Origin of the sequence: Sphingopyxis microcysteis, from assembly GCF_012274265.1 — a bacterium.
Taxonomy (GTDB): domain Bacteria; phylum Pseudomonadota; class Alphaproteobacteria; order Sphingomonadales; family Sphingomonadaceae; genus Sphingopyxis; species Sphingopyxis microcysteis.
In genome coordinates this window covers 425615-447354 of sequence record NZ_JAANYY010000005.1, presented here as the reverse complement: position 1 = coordinate 447354, position 21740 = coordinate 425615, and the positions used below count along the sequence as shown (strand labels likewise).

Annotated in this window: 13 protein-coding genes; 3 read left to right on the top strand and 10 right to left on the bottom strand. The window is 58.3% G+C overall.

What is annotated here, in order from left to right; translation table 11 throughout:
* Positions 1-74: 74 nt before the first annotated feature.
* The 4 genes from G9408_RS15990 to G9408_RS15975 all read right to left on the bottom strand — a co-directional run bounded on the left by G9408_RS15990 (position 75) and on the right by G9408_RS15975 (position 7522).
* Positions 75-1433, bottom strand: a complete 1359-nt coding sequence (locus G9408_RS15990; RefSeq protein WP_168454903.1) for an MFS transporter — start codon at positions 1431-1433, stop codon at positions 75-77.
* A gap of 188 nt (positions 1434-1621) precedes the next feature.
* Entirely contained in the window at positions 1622-3004 is a 1383-nt protein-coding gene (locus tag G9408_RS15985; protein WP_168454902.1) for an alpha/beta fold hydrolase, read from the bottom strand.
* Positions 3005-3198: 194 nt separating this feature from the next.
* Positions 3199-5274 (bottom strand): CocE/NonD family hydrolase, encoded by a 2076-nt coding sequence (locus G9408_RS15980; protein ID WP_168454901.1) that lies wholly within the window; start codon positions 5272-5274, stop codon positions 3199-3201.
* Between the two features lie 106 nt (positions 5275-5380).
* Positions 5381-7522, bottom strand: a complete 2142-nt coding sequence (locus G9408_RS15975; protein WP_168454900.1) for a CocE/NonD family hydrolase — start codon at positions 7520-7522, stop codon at positions 5381-5383.
* Positions 7523-7897: 375 nt separating this feature from the next.
* Here G9408_RS15975 and G9408_RS15970 point away from each other — a divergent pair, with 375 nt between their 5' ends.
* Positions 7898-8245 carry a hypothetical protein gene (locus G9408_RS15970; protein ID WP_168454899.1) on the top strand — a complete coding sequence of 116 codons (348 nt, stop codon included), beginning with the start codon at positions 7898-7900 and terminating at the stop codon, positions 8243-8245.
* A 23-nt stretch (positions 8246-8268) separates the two neighbouring features.
* On the opposite strand, the gene G9408_RS15965 is transcribed toward G9408_RS15970, so the two are convergent.
* The 3 genes from G9408_RS15965 to G9408_RS15955 form a co-directional block, all read right to left on the bottom strand.
* A protein-coding gene (locus G9408_RS15965; RefSeq protein WP_168454898.1) for an IS3 family transposase occupies positions 8269-9419 on the bottom strand; the annotation gives its coding sequence in 2 pieces (ribosomal slippage) (positions 8269-9167 and positions 9167-9419; 1152 coding nt in all).
* 146 nt (positions 9420-9565) lie between these two features.
* Complete coding sequence (locus tag G9408_RS15960) at positions 9566-10810, bottom strand: tetratricopeptide repeat-containing sulfotransferase family protein (protein ID WP_168454897.1); 1245 nt, start codon at positions 10808-10810, stop codon at positions 9566-9568.
* Positions 10811-10932: 122 nt separating this feature from the next.
* Entirely contained in the window at positions 10933-13404 is a 2472-nt protein-coding gene (locus G9408_RS15955) for a TonB-dependent receptor (RefSeq protein WP_168454896.1), read from the bottom strand.
* Here G9408_RS15955 and G9408_RS15950 point away from each other — a divergent pair.
* A complete protein-coding gene (locus tag G9408_RS15950; RefSeq protein ID WP_210423405.1) occupies positions 13394-14683 on the top strand; it encodes an aromatic ring-hydroxylating oxygenase subunit alpha in 1290 nt (429 codons plus the stop codon). The genes G9408_RS15955 and G9408_RS15950 overlap by 11 nt on opposite strands.
* On the opposite strand, the gene G9408_RS15945 is transcribed toward G9408_RS15950, so the two are convergent.
* Positions 14677-15300: a TetR/AcrR family transcriptional regulator gene (locus tag G9408_RS15945; protein ID WP_168454895.1), complete on the bottom strand. Its 624-nt coding sequence runs from the start codon at positions 15298-15300 to the stop codon at positions 14677-14679. The genes G9408_RS15950 and G9408_RS15945 overlap by 7 nt on opposite strands.
* A gap of 311 nt (positions 15301-15611) precedes the next feature.
* Between G9408_RS15945 and purU the strand changes: the two genes are divergently transcribed.
* Positions 15612-16451: a formyltetrahydrofolate deformylase gene (gene purU / locus G9408_RS15940; RefSeq protein WP_408021886.1), complete on the top strand. Its 840-nt coding sequence runs from the start codon at positions 15612-15614 to the stop codon at positions 16449-16451.
* A gap of 78 nt (positions 16452-16529) precedes the next feature.
* On the opposite strand, the gene G9408_RS15935 is transcribed toward purU, so the two are convergent.
* Together G9408_RS15935 and G9408_RS15930 are read right to left on the bottom strand one after the other, a co-directional pair.
* Entirely contained in the window at positions 16530-19259 is a 2730-nt protein-coding gene (locus tag G9408_RS15935) for a spermidine synthase (RefSeq protein WP_168454893.1), read from the bottom strand.
* Positions 19260-19331: 72 nt separating this feature from the next.
* Positions 19332-21653: a TonB-dependent receptor gene (locus tag G9408_RS15930; RefSeq protein WP_168454892.1), complete on the bottom strand. Its 2322-nt coding sequence runs from the start codon at positions 21651-21653 to the stop codon at positions 19332-19334.
* Between the last annotated feature and the right edge of the window lie 87 nt (positions 21654-21740).

Here is a 21740-nt window from a genome sequence, read left to right as displayed (position 1 = left end):
GAGAAGTCGAAACCAGATTGGCGGCGGCGATGATCACCATCGCGCTCGCTGTTATGCATTCCTGTCACTTACCGCTAATGCCCTGCAATAACGTCGCTTGTTTCGTGGCGTTCGCCTCTGACGAAGGTGAGTGCGACAATGCTTATCAAGGGCACAGCGGCAATTGCGAAGAAGAGGCTGCTTGGCGTCCAGTCTCGAGCCATCAGAGCACCTGTCACCAACGGACTTAAAATAGATCCGAGCCGACCGAAACTGAGAGCCCAGCCCACTCCGGTTGCACGCAATGGAGTGGGATAAAGTCCGGTCGTGTATGCGTTCAAACACAGTTGTGCAGCAAGTACGAAAACACCCGAAACGAGAGCCATCAGTAGAGCGAAGTCCGATGCTGCAAACATGCCAAGACCAGCAATGAAGACGATTGATCCGAAATTCACGGCAATCAGAACCGGGCGGGCACTCAGGCGATCACTCAGCAGGCCGAACGCAAGGCTGCCGAAGACACCACCGAGGTTGTGCAGCATCTGGGCATAGGCCCCCGTATCCTGGCTATGTCCGGCCTGTGTAAGCAGACTGGTGAGCCAACTTGCAAGGGCGAACAGGACGAACTGCGTCGCAAAGAACGTGATCCAGAGAAAGACAGTCTGCGATCCCCGATTGGCCTTGAACAGATCGGCGACGCTCCCCCGAGCCACTGCCTGTTCACCTGTCGTAAGCTGCGCGCCTGCGGTCACGCGCGCTGTCGCATTAGCCTTCGTGAGTAGTCCGATCGCACGTGCTCTGGCAGCAGTCGTGCCCTGCGCTGTGAGGTAGCGGGCGGACTCTGGAAGGAGCGCGAGGAGAGCGAAAACCAGGATTGCCGGCGCGATGCCTCCTGCGAAAAAGACACTTCGCCATCCGAAGTTGTTAATCAGGAATGGCGCCAGGAGACCGGCCAATGTGCCGCCCAGAGCGTGTCCGCTGAACATCACGACCAACAGGAAGCTGCGATGCCTTTTTGGCATGTATTCGGCAACCAGAGCAGCGCCCAGCGGGATGGTGCCGCCGATACCGAGGCCAGTCAGCAGCCGCAGTGCCTCCAACTGCTGAATATTCTTGGCGAAGGCCGAAGCGAGCGTTGCCAGGGTGACGATTACGAACATTATGATCATGACTGGTCGGCGACCAAACCGATCACCGAGCATACCCCCTATCGCCCCTCCAAGGGCCATGCCGACGAGCGAAGCCGCCAGAGCGGGCGCGAACGTCGGCAGGCTCAGGCCCCAGTCCCGTGCGACCGTCGGTGCGATCACGCCAAGTGCTGTCGTATCGAACCCGTCAACAATGGCCACTAACGTGCACAGCAGGATGAGTCCGAAATGGAAGGCGGAGAACGGCGCATTGTCTAGCACGTCGGAGACGGCTATCATTGGACGTTCGTCCTTATTGGAAGCCATTCAATCTCTCCCGGCTTGCCATCGTCGATCGCAAAAGCTGCAAGACCTCAATTCTGGTATACCAATATGCAGGCCTGCGCAATCCGCGCATTGATTCTCTGCCGATAATCGTAGGATTTTCGGCTCATAGTGCCTGCCCCCATAGGTCGTAGTATACCATGGGCCGCCTGCACCGTCTCTGCATAGACCTACTTTAGAACCCATCTGGTTTCGGGCAGCTCATCGACACATGCCCGATCCAGCGGATCAACCGGATTCTCGAAGAACTTGACGATCATACGACCTGCGCATTCGGAATGGTTCAGCAGAACGAAGTGAAAGGTCAGCGGAAACTCGACGATCCGGGCAGTGGTGAAGTTGCCTGCGGTCTCCTCGCTCTGGAACCGTGGAGTAACGAGGTCCAGTTGACCAGCAAGAAACAGAGCTGGCGTATCGGACCGGGCCACGGCAATCGTAGCAGGATCGCTCATACTGAAGCCCATTCTGGGGCAGAACCTGGCCCAATCATAGCTTTCGAACGCCGTCATCCTCGCGCCCGAAACCACTGCTGGCGCCAGTTTGCGGGTCGGGAAGGCGCCAGTGCCAGGGCGATCCATGCGGGGAAACTCGTCGCGGCAGACCGAACTCGGCCAGGTGAAGGCCGGATCCTTCCCACCGCTATTGGCTTCCGGGTTGGCGAGGCCCTGCCAAGCGAGCAGGTCGCCCTTGGCAGCGCGCTCTACCGCCAGCGGAATCTTGCCCCGCAGGTCCGGATGGGCCAGCGCCAGTCTGACCTGATCGAGGAATTCCACGTTGGAGACCTTGCGGCCCTCGATCACGCGGGGGCGGCGTTCAAGGCTGGAGGCTGCCTTGCCCAGATTGGCTTCGAACCGGGGGAATGCTGCGGCGCACTCCGGCGCGGCCGAGCATTCGTCGATCAGCTCGACAAGCGGCTGGACCACGAAGGCCTTGCCGAAGGAATTGGACTCCATGCCCGACATGCCGTCAAGCACGACGGCTCCGATGGCCTTGCCATCGATTACATTGAGGCGCTGCGCAATCGTGGTGCCATAAGAGACGCCATAGACGTTCCAGCGATCAATGCCGAGTGCAAGCCGCACGTCCCGCAGATCCTGCGCGGCCTCGTAAGCACCATAGGCATTGAGGTCCATCCGCTTGGTAAGGCTTTTGCGGCAAGTCTCGACCTTAGCCGGATCAACCTTGGGATCGGCTGCCTCCAGGCCTTCGGGGAATTCCGGGCACGACATGTCAGGCTTCCCCCACGGTGTCGATCCGCGATGATCGACATAGATCACCGCATCCTTGCGTGACAGGATTTGAGCCAAGCCCGGTTGCCTTTGCAGGTTCTTGAGGCCCGAGCCATTGCCCCCCATGACGAACAGGATCGGAGCGCGGCCCGCAACCAGCTGTTCAGGCTGGACTATGGCGAAGTGGACAGTCACCGTTCGGCCATTGGCCCTTTCCCGGTCCTCGGGAACCTCGATCTTGCCACACTGGACGCGCCCGGCAAGCGCCGGTGCGACCTCGATCGGGCAGGGAGCGGGTGCCACAGCACGCTGGGGAATAGTCATGGTCTCCGCGCTACTAAGCTGAGCGATTCCGGTTAGTGCGAGAGTCGCACCTCCGAACAACCAAGAGTTCCAGCGCAGAAAATTTCCCCTGGGCATCGACCTAAGCTCCCTATTATTTGTCGAATTGTCATGACGGTTTCACCAAAAAGGTGCCCTTCACAACCCACCGATTTCGATGAAAATATTGAATCCAGTCAGTTTCCGTTACGCGGGATACGATTGGACCATTGCCTCGCGAACAGAGCCTTATCGTTCAGCTTGGCCTCGATGCTTTCCTCGATGATAAATTCGCTGGGGGTGCTGGTCATCGTGGTTTTGACGCGTGCTTCCGTTTTCCATCCATCGCGCGACGAAGCATTCTCGGAGGTAAATGCAATGATGTAGGAATTGACATCTCCCTCCGTGATCGTGGCATCTAACGAAAGCCCTGAACCCAATTGCATTTTTATCGGCTCCAGATTTTGGAGATCCATTGGCAAGGCAACTTCCATAACCCCTTTGCGCTTCCCGGCTGCTCCCTCAATTCTTGCCAGCCTGCTCGTCGGCTTCATTTCCTGTGCAGGAGATCGTGCAGGATTGGGCAATGTCTTGATCGGCATATCCGGTTCGGTTGACCTGCCAATGCGTAGGGGCAACTCCAGATGGGTCACGCCAGTAACCAAGTGCAGCGCAACATCTTCGGGCGCGGGCCAAACAATTGGCCACTGGTTTTGGGATATCGAAAGGCGAAGCCGGGAGCCTTTTCTTATACGCCGGGAAGTATGCTTCAAAAGCACCTCGTGGGTCTGTTCGGTTCCTGGTGCAATAGGGACATAGGCTGTATGATCAGAGTTGTGCGCGAGATTGCGGAGGCCGTACGTCAACAGCCAAGATCGTCCGTCTGGCGTAACTTCGTTAAGTCGTACTGCGATCTTGGCAATGGGCTTGTCAGCGACGAAATGAAGTTTCAGTCTTGGCTGCCCAACAATATCAATGCCTTGTGTGAGCGGCGCTGTTTCGAATAGAATCGAAAAGTCGTCGTCAAATGATTGCTCGACAGGTGCCTGGGATGTCATGTCGATCGGAGACAGGACTGGTATAGCCGTACCTACAAGGACATTAGCGGGAATCTCGACTTTGCCTTTGGGCGAGCGCTTGCGGCTTAGTATTCCGCCCTGTCCCAATCGGTAAGAGGTCTTGCTGATCTGGGCAGACGGCCAGGCCTCATCCGCTACCCAACGGCCCGGAACGTCTTGGGGATAGCATTGTGCCACCGTTGCTTCGGCCACGAACGACCGCAACATCGGCTCTTTCATCAAGCCTGTGTCATGACCATTCAGCCAATGGTCCCACCAGCGCGCTTCCTCAACCGCCCAATCGAGCCGCGGTCCCGGATCGCCCTCCTGCGGCCAGTCATGACCCCATGGGCCGATTATGCCCTTCCGTGGGCAGTCAAGCCTCTCCAATATTCGAGGCACGGTATCAATGTAGGAATCCTCAAGTCCGCCGATTGCATAGACAGCGCATTTGACCTTTGAGTAATTCAAAAGAATTCTATTTCTCCAGTACTGATCAACCAGCTGGTGGCGCATCCATTCAGAAACCAGAGGAAGCTGTGCCTGCAATCGCTCAAGCCACATTGACTGCCAGACTTCGCCCACGAGCTCCGGATCGGGCGGCACCGTCATGACCTGTTTCCAGATTGTGCCCCAAACCACTTTTTCGTTGATGACGCATCCGCCCAGTGTATGGACATCGTCTGTATAGCCGTTTTCCGTGCCCATTGCGGCGATGATAGCCTTGAGCTCGGGAATATCTTTGCCTGCCGCCTGGTAGGCCGTGATCGCACCGTATGAAATGCCCCTCATCCCGACATTGCCATTGCACCAGGGCTGGCGTGCTATCCACTTTATCAAGGGTGTAACGTCAGCTTGTTCGGGCAAGTCATACTCGTTGACAATTATGCCGCCTGACTCACCAGTGCCGCGCACATCGACCCTCACTAGGGCGAAACCACGTGGGACCAACCACGATGCGGTTCGGTCGTCGACACGCCGATAATTTCTACGTTTGCCGTAACCAATATACTCGAGGATCGCTCCTACCGGGCGGGCATCAGCATCTTCGGGCAGGAAAATTCGCGCTGCCAGCTTCACCCCGTCAGGCATCTCGATCCAGGTATTCTCGATAACCTTCGGCTTGCGCGTGGCGGGTGGCACCCAGACCTGCGCATCGGCCCAGGCCGGCCGGTACCAGCCGCCAATCGCTGCCAGCGCACCGACCGCGGCCATGAAATCCCGCCTCGTTCCCCGCGTTCCCGTCATGCCCTTCTCCTCTGCCCTGTGCCTGTTCTCATTCTGCCGACGGGAATCACGCGGGTCCCCTCTCAGCGCCGGCCTACTGGAAGTCGCGCGGCACGCGTTCCTTCCATTCGCGTTCGCGCACAACCTTGCCGTCGCGCAGCAATTGCCTGAGGTGACGATAGTTGAACGCTTCCGCATCGCTGGAAATCTCGGTGGTGCCACGCCATTCGACGTCGTGGTCCTGCCACTTGGACTTCACGAACGCGCGCCCGACAAAGCGAGCTCGCGCCGGGTCGTCGTCGGCCACAGTGAACTCGACGGTCACGTCCTCGCCATTCGGGTCGCCCCATTGGAATCCCCGCGTAAGCGTAGTGGTGCGCGCTATGTCATCGCGGATGACCTGGCTCCTGACCGGGCCATTCCAGGTGCTTTCGGCACGCCCGGTCCCGGAATCCTCGGCTTCGGCAATCGAGATGTTGCGGCTGCCCATGGATGCGGCGGCCATCTGGGCAGCGGCCTGTGTCCCGGGCGTAATGACCGGGAGCGACAAGGTCGATCCGTCTTCGCCCACACCCAGCGTCATCAGCACCGGCTTGGCCGACGGCCAATAGGCCGGGAACAGCGCGTTGGAGACGGAAATGCGGATCCGGTGTCCCGGCTGGAAGATCCAGGACGTGAAGTGAAGCTTTACCTCCAGCGCGTAACTCTTGCCAGGCTCAAGCGCTTGGGGGTCGGTCGGGGAATTTCTGTAGGCGCCGTTGAGCGCCCCACCGGTAATGAGAGTGACCTTCCCATCGGGGGCGACGTCAGACAGCTTGACGAACCAGTTGGCGCGGTCGACGTCGACCGACGTCAAGAGATTGGCCAACGGCCTGCCCAGGATTTGCAATTCCTCGCCCAGCGGGGCGCTTTCGTAGACCAGCGCAGTTGCATCGCCCTCGCGCTGGTCAGGGGCGACGTCGATCCAGCCCAACCCCGCACTGACCCCGGTGCTTGCCTGCATGCGCAACTGATGGTTGGCCGATGGTCCAGCGACCGGCGCCAGAGCGCGGCTTTCGGTCAAGGCAAGGACCTGCGGCTTGATTGGCGCCTCGCTCCACCGCTCTATCGAGCGCCACTCTCCGGGAATCATCGAGCGCGTTATGTTCGGCTGATAGGGCCGTCGCATGAACACGGTAGCCTGCGGCTTTTTGAGCACGCCGTTCTTGTTGCCTTTGAGGAAGTGATCCCACCACTCGACGGTGATCCGGGCAAGTTCGGCCTTCGGTCCGGGGAAAGTGGCGCTGTGGTTCCAGGGGCCAACCACCGCGCGAACCGGGCCGCTCGATCGCTCAAGCGCCCGCAGGACCGCGTTCCTGTAGGGATCGTGCCACGCCCCGATCAGCATGGTCGGAACTTCGCCCGCGGTGGGGTTCACATCTCGGCGCAGATCGCGAAGCCAAAATTCACCATCGCGCTGCTGCCGCAGGAAAGTGAGGCTCATCGGCTGCTGGTCGAAGCGTTGCCGCAGCATCACTTCGTCGAACGGGTCCGTTCCGGGCGGCGGCTGCATCAGCATCGCGTCAGCGGCAACGGTGTAATCGTCGACGTGCATGACGCCGTCCGGAAAACGCACGTCTTCCGAATAGATGTTCTCTGTCCCCATGAAGGTCACGATTGCCTCGAGCGCCGGGGGACGCCTCGCGGCAGTCAACATCGCGGTGATACCGCTCCACGAGGTGCCGAACATGCCAATGCGGCCGGTGGACCAGGGCTGCTTTGCCAGCCAGCCAACGACCTCGTAGGCATCATCGAGTTCGATCGGGGAATATTCGCGATCAGGCATCACCCCTTCGCTCGCCCCGGTGCCACGCATGTGCAGATAGGCCACCACATAGCCCGCCTTCACATAATCCTCGTACCATTCATGGCCGAAGCTGTCGCAGGCGGTGGCGTACCCGTCCTCGGTCAAGAGTACGGGAAAGCGCTGTCCCGGGCGCGCGCCTGGAGGAGTCGCGACGCAGATTTCAAGCCTTGTGCCATCCTTCATCGCAATCTTTTGTCGCAAGATGCTAGCTTGCGGGGCATCTTTGGCACTGGCGTAGGACGTGGTAAGGATCGCAAACGCTGCCGCGAAACCTAGACTTAAACGACTCATTGTACGAGAAATGCGCGAAACCAGGCCGCCCGGTTTGATCTCGCGCTTCTGTAGCTTCTGATCGCCGTCACTTGCCCGGACAGCAATTTCTCCCGCCATTCTCCGTCCTCCACTCGGTGAGTGGCCGAATCATCCAGCCTTGACACTACCATACAGCTCTGTATTGTAATGCCAAGCGCGATGAATTCGGGTTTCGTCAATATCTCCGGGGCGCCGACCCAGAGCCTCCCACTGGCGTCAAATCTCAAAGACTCGGTGCAACGACCAAGCCACGCCCCGCAAGTACTCACCGCATCCGAAAGAGTTTGTTGAGTGCACAGAAGTTTTCGACGGGTCTCCTGCCTGATCGCCGGGGCGGTTGCTGTCTCCGTTGCTGGCGCTGCGTCGGGCGGAACCACGGCAGTTTCAGACGCCAGGCGCCTAACGTTGCAAAACGTCGGTGCTGAGAATACTGAGTATCGGGACCGCAGGGCCTTGAGACTCATCGTTTCTCCTGAAGCGGAAGCAGCTGATATCGACGCGACCTTCGCGGTGCTTCCCTATCCGCCGATCAGAGATTTTGTAATTGAGGCGGATGTAGCAGGCATGCCCGTATCCGCGGAAACCACCGCGAGAGGTTTTGTTGGTATTGCCTTCCACATCGCCGAAGATCGGAGCAGTTTCGAAGCCATCTACTTGAGGCCGACCAACGGCCGCGCCGAAGATCAGGTGCGCCGGAATCGCGCCATCCAGTACATCTCCCATCCAGACTATCCTTGGCACAGATTGAGGACTGAAGATCCGGGGCAGTTCGAGTCCTATGTGGATCTCGAGCCGGGGTGACGTGCTCCCCTGATTGTTACCAGTCAGAGGTAGAGTCCGGCTCCTTCATGATGGTTGGTTGATGGGATGGCAATGGTCCTGGGGGCATGCCCCCAGGACCATTGGCCGGCGATCTCGGCGGGGGTTTGCCCGCCCAGTTTCGAGTGCGGCCTGACGTGATTATAATCGTGCCGCCAAGCCATGAGCACGAAGCGGGCATGCGCCAGCGACGTGAACAGGGTCTCGTTGAGGCATTCGTCGCGCAGGCGGCCATTGAAGCTCTCGACGAAGCCGTTCTGCATCGGCTTCCCCGGCGCGATATAATGCCATTCGACCTGACGCTCCTGCGACCAGCGCAGGATCGCCGACGAGGTCAGTTCGGTGCCGTTGTCGCTGACGACCATGTGAGGCTTCCCCCGCAGGCCGATCAGCGTCGTCAGTTCCCGGGCAACGCGGATGCCCGACAGCGACGTATCGGCCACCAGCGCCAGACACTCCCGCGTAAAGTCATCGACGATGCACAGGATGCGGAACCGCCGACCGCACACCAGACTGTCCGATACGAAGTCGAGCGACCAGCGCTGGTTCGGACCCTGCGGCAGTGCCATTGGCGCCCGCGTGCCCAAGGCCCGCTTGCGGCCACCACGGCGGCGGACCCGCAGTCCCTCTTCGCGATAGATGCGCAGCAGCTTCTTGTGGTTCGGGCGCATGCCCTCCCGCGCCAGAAGATACCCCAGGCGGCGATAGCCGAACCGGCGGCGCTCGGCCGCCAGTTCGCGCAGGCGTTGCCGCAGAGCACCGTCATCCGGCCTCGTCGGCTCATATCTGATCACCCGGCGGCTCACGCCGACAAGGCTGCACGCCCGACGCTCGCTCAGCCCGTGATGGTCACGAGCATATGCGACGGCCTCCCGCTTGGCGCCGGGCGTCACCATTTTTTTGATGTCAGATCCTTCAGCACCGCATTGTCGAGCATCGCCTCGGCCAGAAGCTTCTTCAGCTTCGCATTCTCGTCCTCGAGCGCCCGAAGCCGCCGCGCTTCCGACACGTCCAGACCCCCGAACTTGGCCTTATACTTGCAGAATGTCGCCGAGCTGATCCCGTGCCGGCGGCATACATCCGCCGTCGGCATCCCCGCCTCATGCTCCTTCAATATCGTGATGATCTGCTCTTCGCTGAACCTGCTTCGCTTCATTCTGTCCGACTCCTTCGCGTCGGACTCTACTCAAAATCGGTCACATTTCAGGGGAGCACGTCAAAGCCGATTCCCGCTCGATCAAAGCCGCATGAGCTGACAAAAGACAGCGAGCCAACGTCCGCCACCGCCCGTTAAACGGGACGTCATTCTGTTACGAGGCCTTCTGCCAGCATCGCCTTGCGCATCGGCGCCAAATAGGGCGCAAAATCGCGCCATCCGCTCAACCCTCTCGTATGAATGGGCTCCCTGATCTGGGCCGCGCTGTGCGAGGTGTTCGCAGTTGCCCCCTTGTGTGGTGACAGGCAATCTTCATTCCAGTCGAGGCCGCAGGAAGCCACGAGTTCGCGGATGCCGGTTGTCGGATCGCGCACCAAATCGTCATAAAAAACATGGTGAATCTTGCCGGGCAGTTCGCGGCTCCAGTGGTCCATCAGCCTATGGAATGCCGCGATGTAGCGTCCAAGCTCAACCTGATCATAGGAAAAAGGATAGCCTTGTACGAACAGCGTCTTGAACATGCCCCAGCCCACCGCAAGTGGCGGCTTGTGGACATGTACGATGCGCGCACGTGGCAAAGCTTTGGCGATGAGCCCAATATAGAGATAATTGAGCGGCAGTTTGTCGATAATATGCAGTGACGGGTCCCGGCCTGCCGATGCGAGCGCGTGATAGAACTCACCCAACATGACTGGATCCAGCGTCTTGCTGAACGGGATCAAGGCATGTTTGCCGCCCCCCCGGAATCCACTCGCTTTTGCGCAATGCTCCAGCGCGCGCGCGAAGGCCGACATCTCTCCACCAGATACGACGTCGGGATGAGCTTCAAGAATGCGCTCCACCAGGGTCGTCCCCGAGCGCGGCAGGCCAAGGACAAAGATCGGCGCAGCACCGGAAAATCCCTCGCCCATCGACGCCAAGGTAGAACTAGTAAAGGTGCTGCGAATTGCCGCTAGCGCCGCGAGATCATCGTCAATGTCATAATCCAGATGGCGTCGCCGCAACTTGGTGGCTGCGTCCAGGGCAGCAAAGGCCTGGGCAACATGACCAAGGTCTTCCCACTCTTTTGCAAGCGCATAAAGTAGCCGCATTCGATGCTGCCAAGCCGGGTGATCACCGCCCAGTGCTGTCTCGATCTGTGCAATGTGATTGCGAACGCTTGTTTGGCGCCTGAGATGACTACGATTCAACCACGCTTCGCTATCTGCAGGGTCCACAGCTATGACGGCATCATAGTCCATTTCGGCAGATTCCAGCTCACCAAGAAAGCGAGCCGTCGCCGCGCGATTGAAACGCACGCCGACCAGGTTCGGCTGGCGTGTAAGCACGCTGTCGAAAAAGCGGTTGGCTAGGCGGTAGTCGCCCGCAGCGGACGCGAGATCGCCAGCCATCGCCGCAGCCTGAACATCAGCGACAAGCTCGTCGAAAGATCTCGTCAGGCAAGCTCTCGCTAGGTCGGGCCTGTTCCCGGCAACAGCGCCGCGCGCCTGCTCAAGTGCTGCCCTCGTTTTGCTCACTGTCTCAACGTCAGGCGAATTCCCACTGTCCGCGGCCGCGCAATATAGTCCCCACGGTACAAGGCTCTGATGTTCGGCGGCGCAAGGTTATTTCCGGCAGTTTTCGCTGAAATGCCATCGACGTCAAACACGTTCGTCACAAAGATCTGCATGCGCAGCGCCGAACTCCAGTCATAGGCGACCGACATGTTCGTCATGGCGAACCCATTGAGCCTAGCAAATCCCGGAGAATTTGGATCGAGGCTAGACAGTACATCGCTCCGCCAGTTCACATCGGCATGGAAGTCGATGGTCCGATCCTTGTTGCTACCCAGCGGAACCGAACTATCAATGGCGGCACCCACCTGGTGCCGCGCCGAACCGGGCAGCCGGGTACCAGAAGGTGCGATAAAGTTGCGCCCGCCGAAGGCAATCGGACCAATAACTTCGGTCGTCTTGGCATCGGTATAGGCGTAGGAAATTGATGCTGTGACCATTGAGGTCGGACGCACCTGAGCCTCAAACTCGATCCCTTGCGATCTGGCCCGGCCGCCATTGACAATTGTTGGTGTACCGGCCCTGGAGGCAATTTCGATCTGGATGTCTTGCCAGTCGATGCGAAACGCAGCAAGTGAGTAGCTGATCGCGCGGTCCAGCAACCGGCCCTTGATGCCGAACTCGTAATTGTTGGCGCTGTCCGGACCATAGTTCAGGAAGGTGCCCGGATCGCAAGCCGGACAGGATCGTGGTCCGATCGGGTAGGCGTTGGCGCCGCCCGAGCGGAAGCCTTGGCTAAAGGTGAAATAGGCCAGCTGGTCGCCGAATTCGTACGATGCGTTCCCTTTGAAAATGGCCTTAGTTTCCGAACGCGAGCCGGAACCTTGCGACGTGCCATTCGCGAGATAGGCTGGATCGCTTGACGCGCCATCACCGCCAAAAAACCCCAGGGTCGGAAATGTCTGCACTGTACTCTGGCGGAACTTCTGATTGAAGATTCGCGCTCCTCCAGTGAACGACAAGGCTGGGGTCGCATGCCAGGTAAATTCCCCGAAACCCGCCAGCTCTTCAAAACGCACCTGACGATCGAAGGTGAAGGATGTGTCGGGCGGATTGAGCGTGCCAGGCCGAACCCCTCCGAAGTAGAGGACCACGTCATTGGCATAGGTATCAAGGAAAACGCCGCTTCCCGGCAATGTCGAATAGGCAGCAAGTCCTGGCACGGTCGAGAAAGCGAAAGTGCTCTGTTTACGGTTCTGGTAATATCCCCCAATCACATATTCGAACGTGTCACTATCTTTCGAAACCAGGCGTAACTCCTGTACGAATGATCTGTCCTTGACGATGTCGTAGTTCGTGGTCGAGGCGCGCGGATAGTTTCCATAATACTGGATGAATGCGTTGGCGGTCTGGGAATTATCGTACAGGTCATCCGAACGGCTGCGGGAATAGGACGTCGCGGACGTCAGCGTCGCAAAACCGAAATCGACTGTCCCGGTAAGCGAAGCAAGATCGGTATCCGTATCAATTGGGCTCACTGGGATAAGTTGCCGGTTCTCATAACCGGAGGTGCCCGTTCGGAATGGAAAGGCGTTTGCCTCGGTGTTCTGGTGAAGATAGCTCGCCTCGATGTCCAAGGCATCGGTGGGCTGCCAGCGCAACGCGGCGCGGGCGAACCAGATTTTCGCCCAGTCAATGTCCTTGATCGCCCGGGTCACGGCCGGGCTGGTCAGGGGGCTTGCCGGATTGGCCAGCACAACCTGTGCATCCGGATTGAACCTGATATCTTTGTCATAAACATAGGCATTGGTCGCGTTGATGATCCCGGCCTGATACTCGTAGCCCCCATTTAGGCGCAGGGCTAAAGTGGAACCGATGGGGACGTTCAGCATGGCATCAGCGTCATAGCCAGCTTTGCCAGCATGTCGCGTCGTTGATGCGGCGAGATTCGCTTCATAATCGAACTTGCCAATGTCGGGGCGATTGCGGATCAACCGAATTGTACCGCCAACCGACCCCGCGCCGAACAACGTACCCTGCGGCCCGCGCAAAACTTCGACGCGGGCAATGTCGCTCAGCTTGAGGTTCGCAAAAACAGGGATGTCGTCGATATAGGTCGATGTCGCAGAACTTCCGAGCTTGGGAAACGATGTTCCACCCCCGCCAATCGCGTCAGTCGATACGCCGCGAATGATGAAGTTGTTGTTCGAGCCGTTGGCACGCGGCCCATAGTCAACCGCAATCAGACCGGGTGTGCTATTCCGCAACCCAGCAAGATCTGTGATGTTAGCCTTCTCCAGCGTATCTCCTGAGACCGCGCTGATGTTGTAAGGGATTTCGAGGACGGTCTCTGCCCGTCGGGTGGCAGTGACCACAATCTCGTCGGCCTGCGATGAGCCGCTGCGGTCAGCCTCCTGAGCGCTCGCAGATTGCGGATACATCATCACTGCGAGACTTGCAGTCTGCAGCAAAATTGACCGCTTGAATCTCATCAATCCCTCCCTTTTTGACCTCAGCATTTTAACGGCATCGAATCAAAACCATACAGAACTGTATTGTATTGAAGGCCCATTGGCAATATGGAAAGTAGCCCATTCGGATTCGCGAGAGGTCATGATGAGTCAGTTTGTATCTTCAGCCATGAAGGCGTCTTTGCCATTCCGGTGTTACACAGAACCAGCGTTCTTCGAGCGGGAGCGCAGCGCACTCTTTAGCCGGGAATGGGTATGTGTAGCGCGTTGCGAAGACGTACCAGAACCCGGCAACGCTATCGTAGTGCCGGTCCTTGGAGAGAGCGTGATTGTCGGGCGTCTCGAAGACGGCAGCCTGCGCGCCCACCAGAATATCTGCCGTCACCGCGGATCAAAACTTTGTGGTGATGATTCGAAATGGGGGGTTACCCTCAACGGGGGAATTGACCGGGGCTTCATTCGCTGCCCCTATCACCAATGGACCTACGGTTTCGACGGCGCGCTGATCAATGCACCTCACCTGACTAAATCGGACGATTTCAATGTGAAAGATTTCAGCCTGATCCCGGTTGGTATCGCAACCTGGGGCGGGTTCATCTTCTTGAAACTGCGCCCAGAGCTTGGGGAAGAGATACCCAGGGCACTTGGGGTTGCTGATATTGGTCTCGCTCCGAAACGGCTCGCGAATTACCCGCTGGACCGACTACAGACCGCGCATACCATCAAATATGAGGTCGCGGCGAACTGGAAGGTCATCGCCGAAAACTACAATGAATGTTATCACTGCAGCGGTGTCCATCCGGAACTTTGCGAGATCGTGCCGGCATTCCGTAAGAAGGGTGGTCTCGAACTCGACTGGGAAAATGGTGTACCCCATCGCGAAAGAGCCTGGACCTACACGTTTACCGGCACGACGTCCCGCAAGCCGTTCGCAGGGCTCGACGAATTCGAGTTGGTTCGGCACAAGGGCGAACTCGTCTATCCGAACATGATGCTCTCAATGAGCGCAGAACATGGTGCCGCCTTCATCCTCTGGCCTATCTCAGCCGAAAAGACGATTGTCGAATGCCGCTTTCTCTTCGATCCGGAGGAGATTTCCCAACCCAATTTCAACGGTTCCGACGCGATCGACTTCTGGGACATCACGAACCGCCAGGATTGGGCAGTCTGCGAACGCGTCCAGCAGGGTATGAGCATGGGAGCGCTCGAACATGGCTGGTATGCACCAATGGAAGACGACAGCCTCGACATCCGCAAATACCTTGCTGACAGGTTGGGGGCTGGAGCCATAAGTCAGTAGAGCAGTACCTTGTCGTAGAGCGCTCCAAGGCGCTTGCGCTCGGCGCTGCTTTCGCGGATGCCGAGGGTATAGTAGCCTACCTGATGATAATAGATGATGCGACCGCGGACCTCCGCTTCGTCCCCCGTGAAGCCATAAGATTTGAACATCTCCGCAAAGGCAGCAACTCTAATGTCGTCGATGTGGTGCACAGCGTCCGCAACGTCGGGATCGGTTCGTGCCCAGTCACGGATTGCCGAATCAAATGCCGGGTCGAATTCGGTTTCGTCGATCCACAAGCGGCCGACAGTCGCATCAAAATCCTCGCGATCGCCGCGTGCGCCGGCCGCCTTGATCGCCGCCAGCATTGGTTCGGTGTTACTTGCTTCCCACAGCTGCAGCAGTGCATCGAGCAGCGCGTCGCGATCTTCAAAATGCCAGTAAAAGCTGCCGCGAGTTACCTTCATGCGCTTTGCAAGCAAATCGACTTTTACGCCGTCAATACCGCTTTCAACCAGCATAGTTTTCGCTGCATTGATCCAGTCTTCGCGACTTAAGCGCGACGAGGTCCGGTTTGAACTGGACGTTGGGGGTTTTGTCCGCCGACGCAATGTACCGGCGCTTCCTTCGCTGCTCACCGCACCTCCCACCAGTCCGTACCCCGCTCAAAATTACGAACGATCAAACAACAGCATGCCAAATTCGCATAAAGCGGGGCAACCTGATGTCCCCACCACATAACAGAACGGCAAGAACGGGACCTTGACCACCGCAATCCCACCAAATTTGCGCAACGCGAGGATCTACGAGTCGCCAGTTGGCCTACGCGCTGGCAATAGGCTCCGCAGGAGCAGAGTTCAACGCTTGCGATTTCCATACACTGCTGTATGGTCATTGAATGACCTGAGGCTGCTGTGAAAATGGCTTCGTAATCCAGATGACAAACAAAATGTTCCTTACCATTCGCTGCACTGATCGGCCAGGACTCGTCGCGGCTGTCACAGGCTTTCTTGCCGAATCCAACTTCACAATCGTGGAGTCGCACCAGCATCAGGATGCCGACGACTTCTTCATGCGGATCGTATTCAAGCCGGTGTCAGCAGCGATACCCTCGCTGCCTGAGGTTGAATCCTCTTTCGGACCCATTGCATCACGGTTCGATATGACAGCGACCTTCACCGATGCCTCAAGGAAGCCAAAAATCCTGCTGATGGTTTCGCGCTTCGGGCATTGCCTGCATGATCTGCTTTACCGCTGGCGCGCTGGCCAACTGCCAGTGGAGATCCGAGCTGTTGTTTCGAACCACGAGGACATGCGCTCATTCACCGAGTGGAACGGCATCCCGTATCATCACCTGCCCGTCACTCCGCAGACCAAGCCAGAGCAGGAACGGGCTCTTCTCAAACTGGTAAAAGAGAATCACATCGATCTGGTTGTTCTGGCTCGGTACATGCAGATCTTGTCACCAGATCTTTGCGCAGTGCTCGCTGGGCGGTGCATCAACATTCATCACAGTTTTCTTCCAAGCTTCAAAGGTGCCAAGCCCTATCACCAGGCCCATGCCCGGGGTGTGAAGCTCATCGGTGCGACGGCTCACTACGTTACAACCGATCTCGATGAAGGCCCGATCATCGAGCAGGACACGCGGCGCGTAAGTCATTCTCGTACCGCCGAGGAACTCACGCTTATTGGTCAGGAAGTCGAGGCATCAGTCCTCTCGCGTGCCGTCCGCTGGCATGTCGAGCAGCGTGTCATACTGAACGGATCCCGAACGATTGTGTTTGATTGAACGGAATGAGCTCAGCAGGTTGACGACTTGTTGCGGCTGTCCAATGCCACGTTTGTCAAGCCCCGCGTAACAGTTTCCTTATCTTTGCGCAACGCCGTCAAGTGCGGCAATAGCGCGCTGGCGGATCGGTGACGACTCCAGCCTCTCAAGGGCGGCCTTCAGCGCCTCCGAACGGCGCGCTTCGAGAATCCCGCCCCGCGACTGGCGAGCCACGACGGCAAAAGCGAGCGCAGTTTCCACCAGCATCGCATGATCGCCGATCACTTGCGCAAGAGTCGCGCGCTGGATCAGCAGATCGGTGGTTGCCTCGACGCGCAGCGCGGCATCAACGATAGTCAGCGTTTCCTGGGCCATGGCTGCACGCTGCCGGGGATCGACGGAAGCAATCCGTTCAAGGCGCCAGGCCGAGCGTAGCTGGTTTGCGGCTGCATACCCCGGTTCAACAGGTGTCACGGACGCAAGTTGCCGATCCATCCCCGCCAGCGCCGCATAATCACCAGCTGCGCCTTTCGCTCTGGCCAGCGCCACCAGCCCACTTTCCGTAACCGGCGTGAATGGTAGCAGGCCTGCCTGCGCCAGCCGCAGGCGGGAATAGTCGCTACCGGCCCGCGCGCCCGCAGGTCTTTGGGTAAAGGCATCGAGTCCCGTCCGTGTCAGGATTCCCCGCCCCGGCCCTGTTTCAAAAGCCATTGAATTCCTGTCGTCGCTGATCGGAAAGGCCCCTGTAATAGCCCGTCGCACTGCTCCCTCATCAAGGAGGAGCGACCAGGCGAAATCGTCCGCATCCAGGATGCCCGCTCGATCGAGCAGCCGGACATCGGCCGACCCGACTACAGCAAGCCCGCTCTCTGGCAATATGGGAGCATCCGAAGCCATGACGATCAAGTTGAACGGAACCGGTTCGTATACCCGGACATTGGGGAACTCAGATGCAAGCGTCGCGAGGAAAGATCGGAGTAGCCGTGGATCAACAAAGGACGCGTTCATCCATTGGACAAACACTCCATGATCGGCGAGGCGCGCCTTGGCGAGCGCAACAAACTGTCGCGTATATAGATTCGAGGAACCCGCCGTCCAAGGATGCGACGGCTGTGACACAATGATGTCGTAGCGTTTGCCAGTGCGCAGCATTGCGTTACGTGCATCATTGTGGACGATCTTGACCCGGGCGTCAGATAGCGGATCCACCGCACGCTGCGACGCAATCCTGCGATTGGCCTCGATGATACGTTCTTCGATTTCGACAACATCTATGGTGCTGATCCACGAAGGGACCGGTTCCAGGCTGACGCCTCCGCCAAGACCGATCACCATCATTGATCTGGCCTGCGGTCGTGCGAGCGATGGAAGAATAGTCAGCCAGTGTTGATCATTCAGGGCTGGTGGCGTACCCGCCCGCGGCACCAGTGCTTCCGGCAGCCCATCACTTCGAATAAGTACACCGTCATCACGGTCGCGCACTTCGACTGTTGCAACGCGCCCCACATTGAGCGAAACCAGATCACCGGATGTGTCTCTGTCTACGACACCGGCCTTGAGCAGCGAGTAGGGTTCCGGCACTCCAACTACGAGCCCGCCGATACTCACAAGCGCGCCTGCTGCGAATGCATAAGTTTGTTTTGATAAGTGAGAAACGGCCGCAGCAGCTAAGAAAAGTAGCGTTACTGCAACAAGCAGCGTTCCGCCGAAGCCGTACGATTCCAGCAGATAATGGCCAGCCAACATAGCGCCTGCTACCGCCCCCGCAGTATTTGAGGCATAGACCACAGCCGCGCTTTTCGCAGGGTCTCCGCCTGCCGCCTCGACGAAGCGCGGATAGGCCATGCCGAAGGCAATGGCTCCCGGAAACAGAGCCAGAACCGCGGATTTCTCAGCAGCTCCCGTAACAAGGATTGCGAGATAGCCCAGCGAGGACAAGATTGCGCCGAACGTGAGCGCCATGGCTGCACTTCCCGGCTTCCGCGCAGCATAGAGTCCACCGAGCGCAAGTCCCGTCAGCCATAGGCCCAGCATGAACGCAAAGCCTTGAGTCGTCCCCCCAAAGGGAATTGCCAGCAGCCTTGTCCAGAATACCTCAAGTGCGAAAGTAGCGATCCCGGACAGAAACGCCGCAACCAGCACCCGTTGAACAGGCGAAGCAGCGGTTCCCGCATCGTGCTTCTTTTCGGGGCCGTTGGAGCGCAGGTAGCGCCAAGCCAAGACAGCGGCCACAATATTCGCCGCTGCAGCCAACTGGCTGGCCACAGTCAGTCCCAAAGACGGTAGCAGTAGGAAGCCTGCCAGCATGGCTCCTGCCGCTGCGCCGAACGTATTCAGCGCATAGAGGCCAGCGACATCGTCCACACCGCAGCGCACCGCGCGCACCAGAATTGGCAGCGTGGCTCCCATGGCGATGGTCGGTGGTGCAAAGGCCGCTGCAACGATCGTAAGATAGACCCAGAACTGGGCCCAACCTGCATCAGGCGGCAAATGCGCTCCGCTCGACAACAGTCCGATCAGCAGCGTCTGCAACAGAGGAAATAGCAGAGGAACGGCGATGGCCCAGACCGCAATAAACAGCTCTAAAAACGCGTAGCGTCTGCCTGCATCGACGCCAGAATTGAGCCAGCGCGCGGCCATCCAACCACCAAGCGCAAGACCGCCGAGAAAGCTGGCCAGCATGATCGCGACGGCGCTTTGTGCCGTTCCAATCGCCACCGCCATCTTGTGGGTCCAGACGACCTGGTAAACCAGCGCTGCCATGCCAGACAACGCCATGCAGATAGCGGCGACGACGTACTTCGGATTTCTCTTTCTTGCGATGCTCATTCCAGCCCCGTCAGGCCATGAACTGGCAGAGCCGGGCAGAAATTGCCACCCATGCTCTGCCAGTTCGCGTGATCAGAACCGGTAGCGTGCCTGAATAGTGAAAGTCCGCGGCGGTTCGGTGAACGCTGAAATCGAGTTAAATCCGCCCGGGATCGTGTTCTTGAAGGCAGCGGTGCGCTTATCGGTAAGATTGCGAACGGCCAGCGACAGGTCCCAGCCACTTTCACTCGACAGGCCGACCCTGGCGTTAAGCTTGGCAAATTTCTCCTGGAAGGAGTTCGGGTTGATGTCGGCCAAGGTCGCGAACCGGCTCGTGAAATAGAGGTCGCTACCTGCCCGGAGCGTAAGCCCACTCCCGATTTCCTGGGACCAGTCCGCTGAAATGTTGCCCGACCACTTCGGCGCATAGGGGGTCGTAACGCCCGAGAGATTCTGGGTGTTGTTCGCCGCATTGCAGCCAAGAGCGGCCGTCTGGCCAGCGAAGCACTGCGCGGTGGTAAAGTCCTTGTAGGTTGCGTCTAGATAAGTGACGTTAGTCGAAAGCCTGAAGTTTCTTGTCACCGCGAACTGGAGTTCCGCTTCCACACCTTGAGTCCGCGCGGATGCGGCATTGGTTGTCTGGAAGAGAGCGGTTGCGGGATCGAAGGAAGAAACCTGCAGGTCCTTGTAATCGCTCCGGAACGCCGTGAGATTTAGCAGGACTCGTCGGTCGAAGAAGCGGCTCTTCAAGCCGATCTCATAAGCGTTTGCATTCTCCGGATTAAACGGCCCGCCATCCGTTCCGGAGAAGCCCCCAGACTTGAAGCCCTTCTTGAAGCTGGAATAGATCATCACGTCTTCAGCCGGACGATACTCAAGCGTGATGGCGGGCTGGAGCTTCTCATCCTTTCGGCTAGCGGTCAGGATTGGAAGTGGAGTGCAGCCCGAATAGGGAGTGGATTCACACCCGGCAAATGCGAGATCCTTCTTGACCTCTTCGTAGCGCACTCCGCCGCGGATCGTCAGCGGACCGAAGGCATAGCTCGCCTCCCCGAACATCGCCCATGATGAGGCATCTTCGACGCTGTCCTGAACGCTACCGATAATCCGAGCGTTCACAAATGCCGGAGTTCGGTTAGTCGAGCCTGCCGGAGGCGGAACCACAAGCGGCAGAAGATTACGCGCATCGTTGTCCGAGGTGCTGACAACATCGTTGTTGTTCTTGTCGACATAGGCTCCCAGGAACCATTTGAACGCACCGTCCTTGGGCGAAACCAGACGGATTTCCTGACTGAACTGATCATAGCGTTCAGTGAAAGTGGCCGTGGAATAATTAGCCACGCCTTGATCGGTATCGATAAACTGGTAGTTCTTGTACTTGTAATAGCCCGTTACCGAGCTCAGCGTCACTCCATTGCCAAATTCATAATCCAGCAAAAGTGTGCCGCCGCCCGAGCGCAGGCGGTTATAGAATGAACCACCATTATCGTCAGTATAGAGGTCTGGCCGCGCTGCTTCTGCCGCTGATGGGATCAGTCCACTCGAGGCCTTGAAGCGATCGAACAGACAAGGCTCACGAACTGCGTCGGAAATGTCACGGCGGAAATTGGGCTGACAGATGATCGACTGGTTATTGCGCCCTCGGTCGTCATTGTTCCCAAAGTAGCCGATGGCCGTCAATTTGAGCCTGTCTGCCAATTCTCCTGTGATCGTCATACGACCCAGAAGATCTTCAATCTCGGGCTCCTTGCGACCGGTTACTGTGTTTGTCAGATAACCATCAGACTTTCGGTAGCGCAAGGCGACACGGGTGGACCAGTTCTGTCCAAGAGGGATGTCGACCGCACCAAATGCAGCCCTTTCATTGGTGACCGGCTCATAGCTGAACTCGAGCTCGCCGCCAAACTTATCGCCGGGCCGCCGCGTGGCCACGTTAATGGCGCCCGCAATCGCATTCTTGCCCAGAAACGTTGGTTGCGGCCCCTTCAGGAACTCGATCCGGTCGATGTCAAGAAAACCAAGGCGCTGGGTTCGGGCCCGGCCATAATACACCCCGTCGATGTACATTGGCGCCGACTGCTCGAAGCCCAAATTCTGCCCCGAGCCGATCCCGCGCACGGTAATGGTATCGGCCATGCCGCCTCGCGACACGCGCAGACCCGGGACTTGGACATCCTCGAAGTTCTGAACTGCACCACTTCTCAGAAGGTCGCCGGTGACAGCCTGTACCGAGATTGGCACGTCCTGCAGGCGCTCAGGCCGCTTAGTCGCCGTAACGACGATCTCTCCAAGTGCCGGCTGCTCGTCGCTCTTTTCGGCGGACTGCGCGAACGCAGGCGAAGCGAGCGGCAGCGCTAGCATAGATGCGGCCATTAGCCGGCCGAAGGAATTGATTCTTCCCAGTGCGTCTGTCACGAAAAACCTCCCCAAGGGATACCGACAGTGTGGGGCTATGCCTCATAGAGGCGGTTGTCAACTAGGAAATCTCCCTTTGGTATACCA

Coding starts and splice junctions, on each gene's coding strand:
- G9408_RS15990 (WP_168454903.1), bottom strand. CDS start 1,433: ATGGCTTCCAATAAGGACGAACGTCCAATGATAGCCGTCTCCGACGTG.
- G9408_RS15985 (WP_168454902.1), bottom strand. CDS start 3,004: ATGACTATTCCCCAGCGTGCTGTGGCACCCGCTCCCTGCCCGATCGAG.
- G9408_RS15980 (WP_168454901.1), bottom strand. CDS start 5,274: ATGGCCGCGGTCGGTGCGCTGGCAGCGATTGGCGGCTGGTACCGGCCG.
- G9408_RS15975 (WP_168454900.1), bottom strand. CDS start 7,522: ATGGCGGGAGAAATTGCTGTCCGGGCAAGTGACGGCGATCAGAAGCTA.
- G9408_RS15960 (WP_168454897.1), bottom strand. CDS start 10,810: ATGGCTGGCGATCTCGCGTCCGCTGCGGGCGACTACCGCCTAGCCAAC.
- G9408_RS15955 (WP_168454896.1), bottom strand. CDS start 13,404: ATGAGATTCAAGCGGTCAATTTTGCTGCAGACTGCAAGTCTCGCAGTG.
- purU (WP_408021886.1), top strand. CDS start 15,612: ATGTTCCTTACCATTCGCTGCACTGATCGGCCAGGACTCGTCGCGGCT.
- G9408_RS15935 (WP_168454893.1), bottom strand. CDS start 19,259: ATGAGCATCGCAAGAAAGAGAAATCCGAAGTACGTCGTCGCCGCTATC.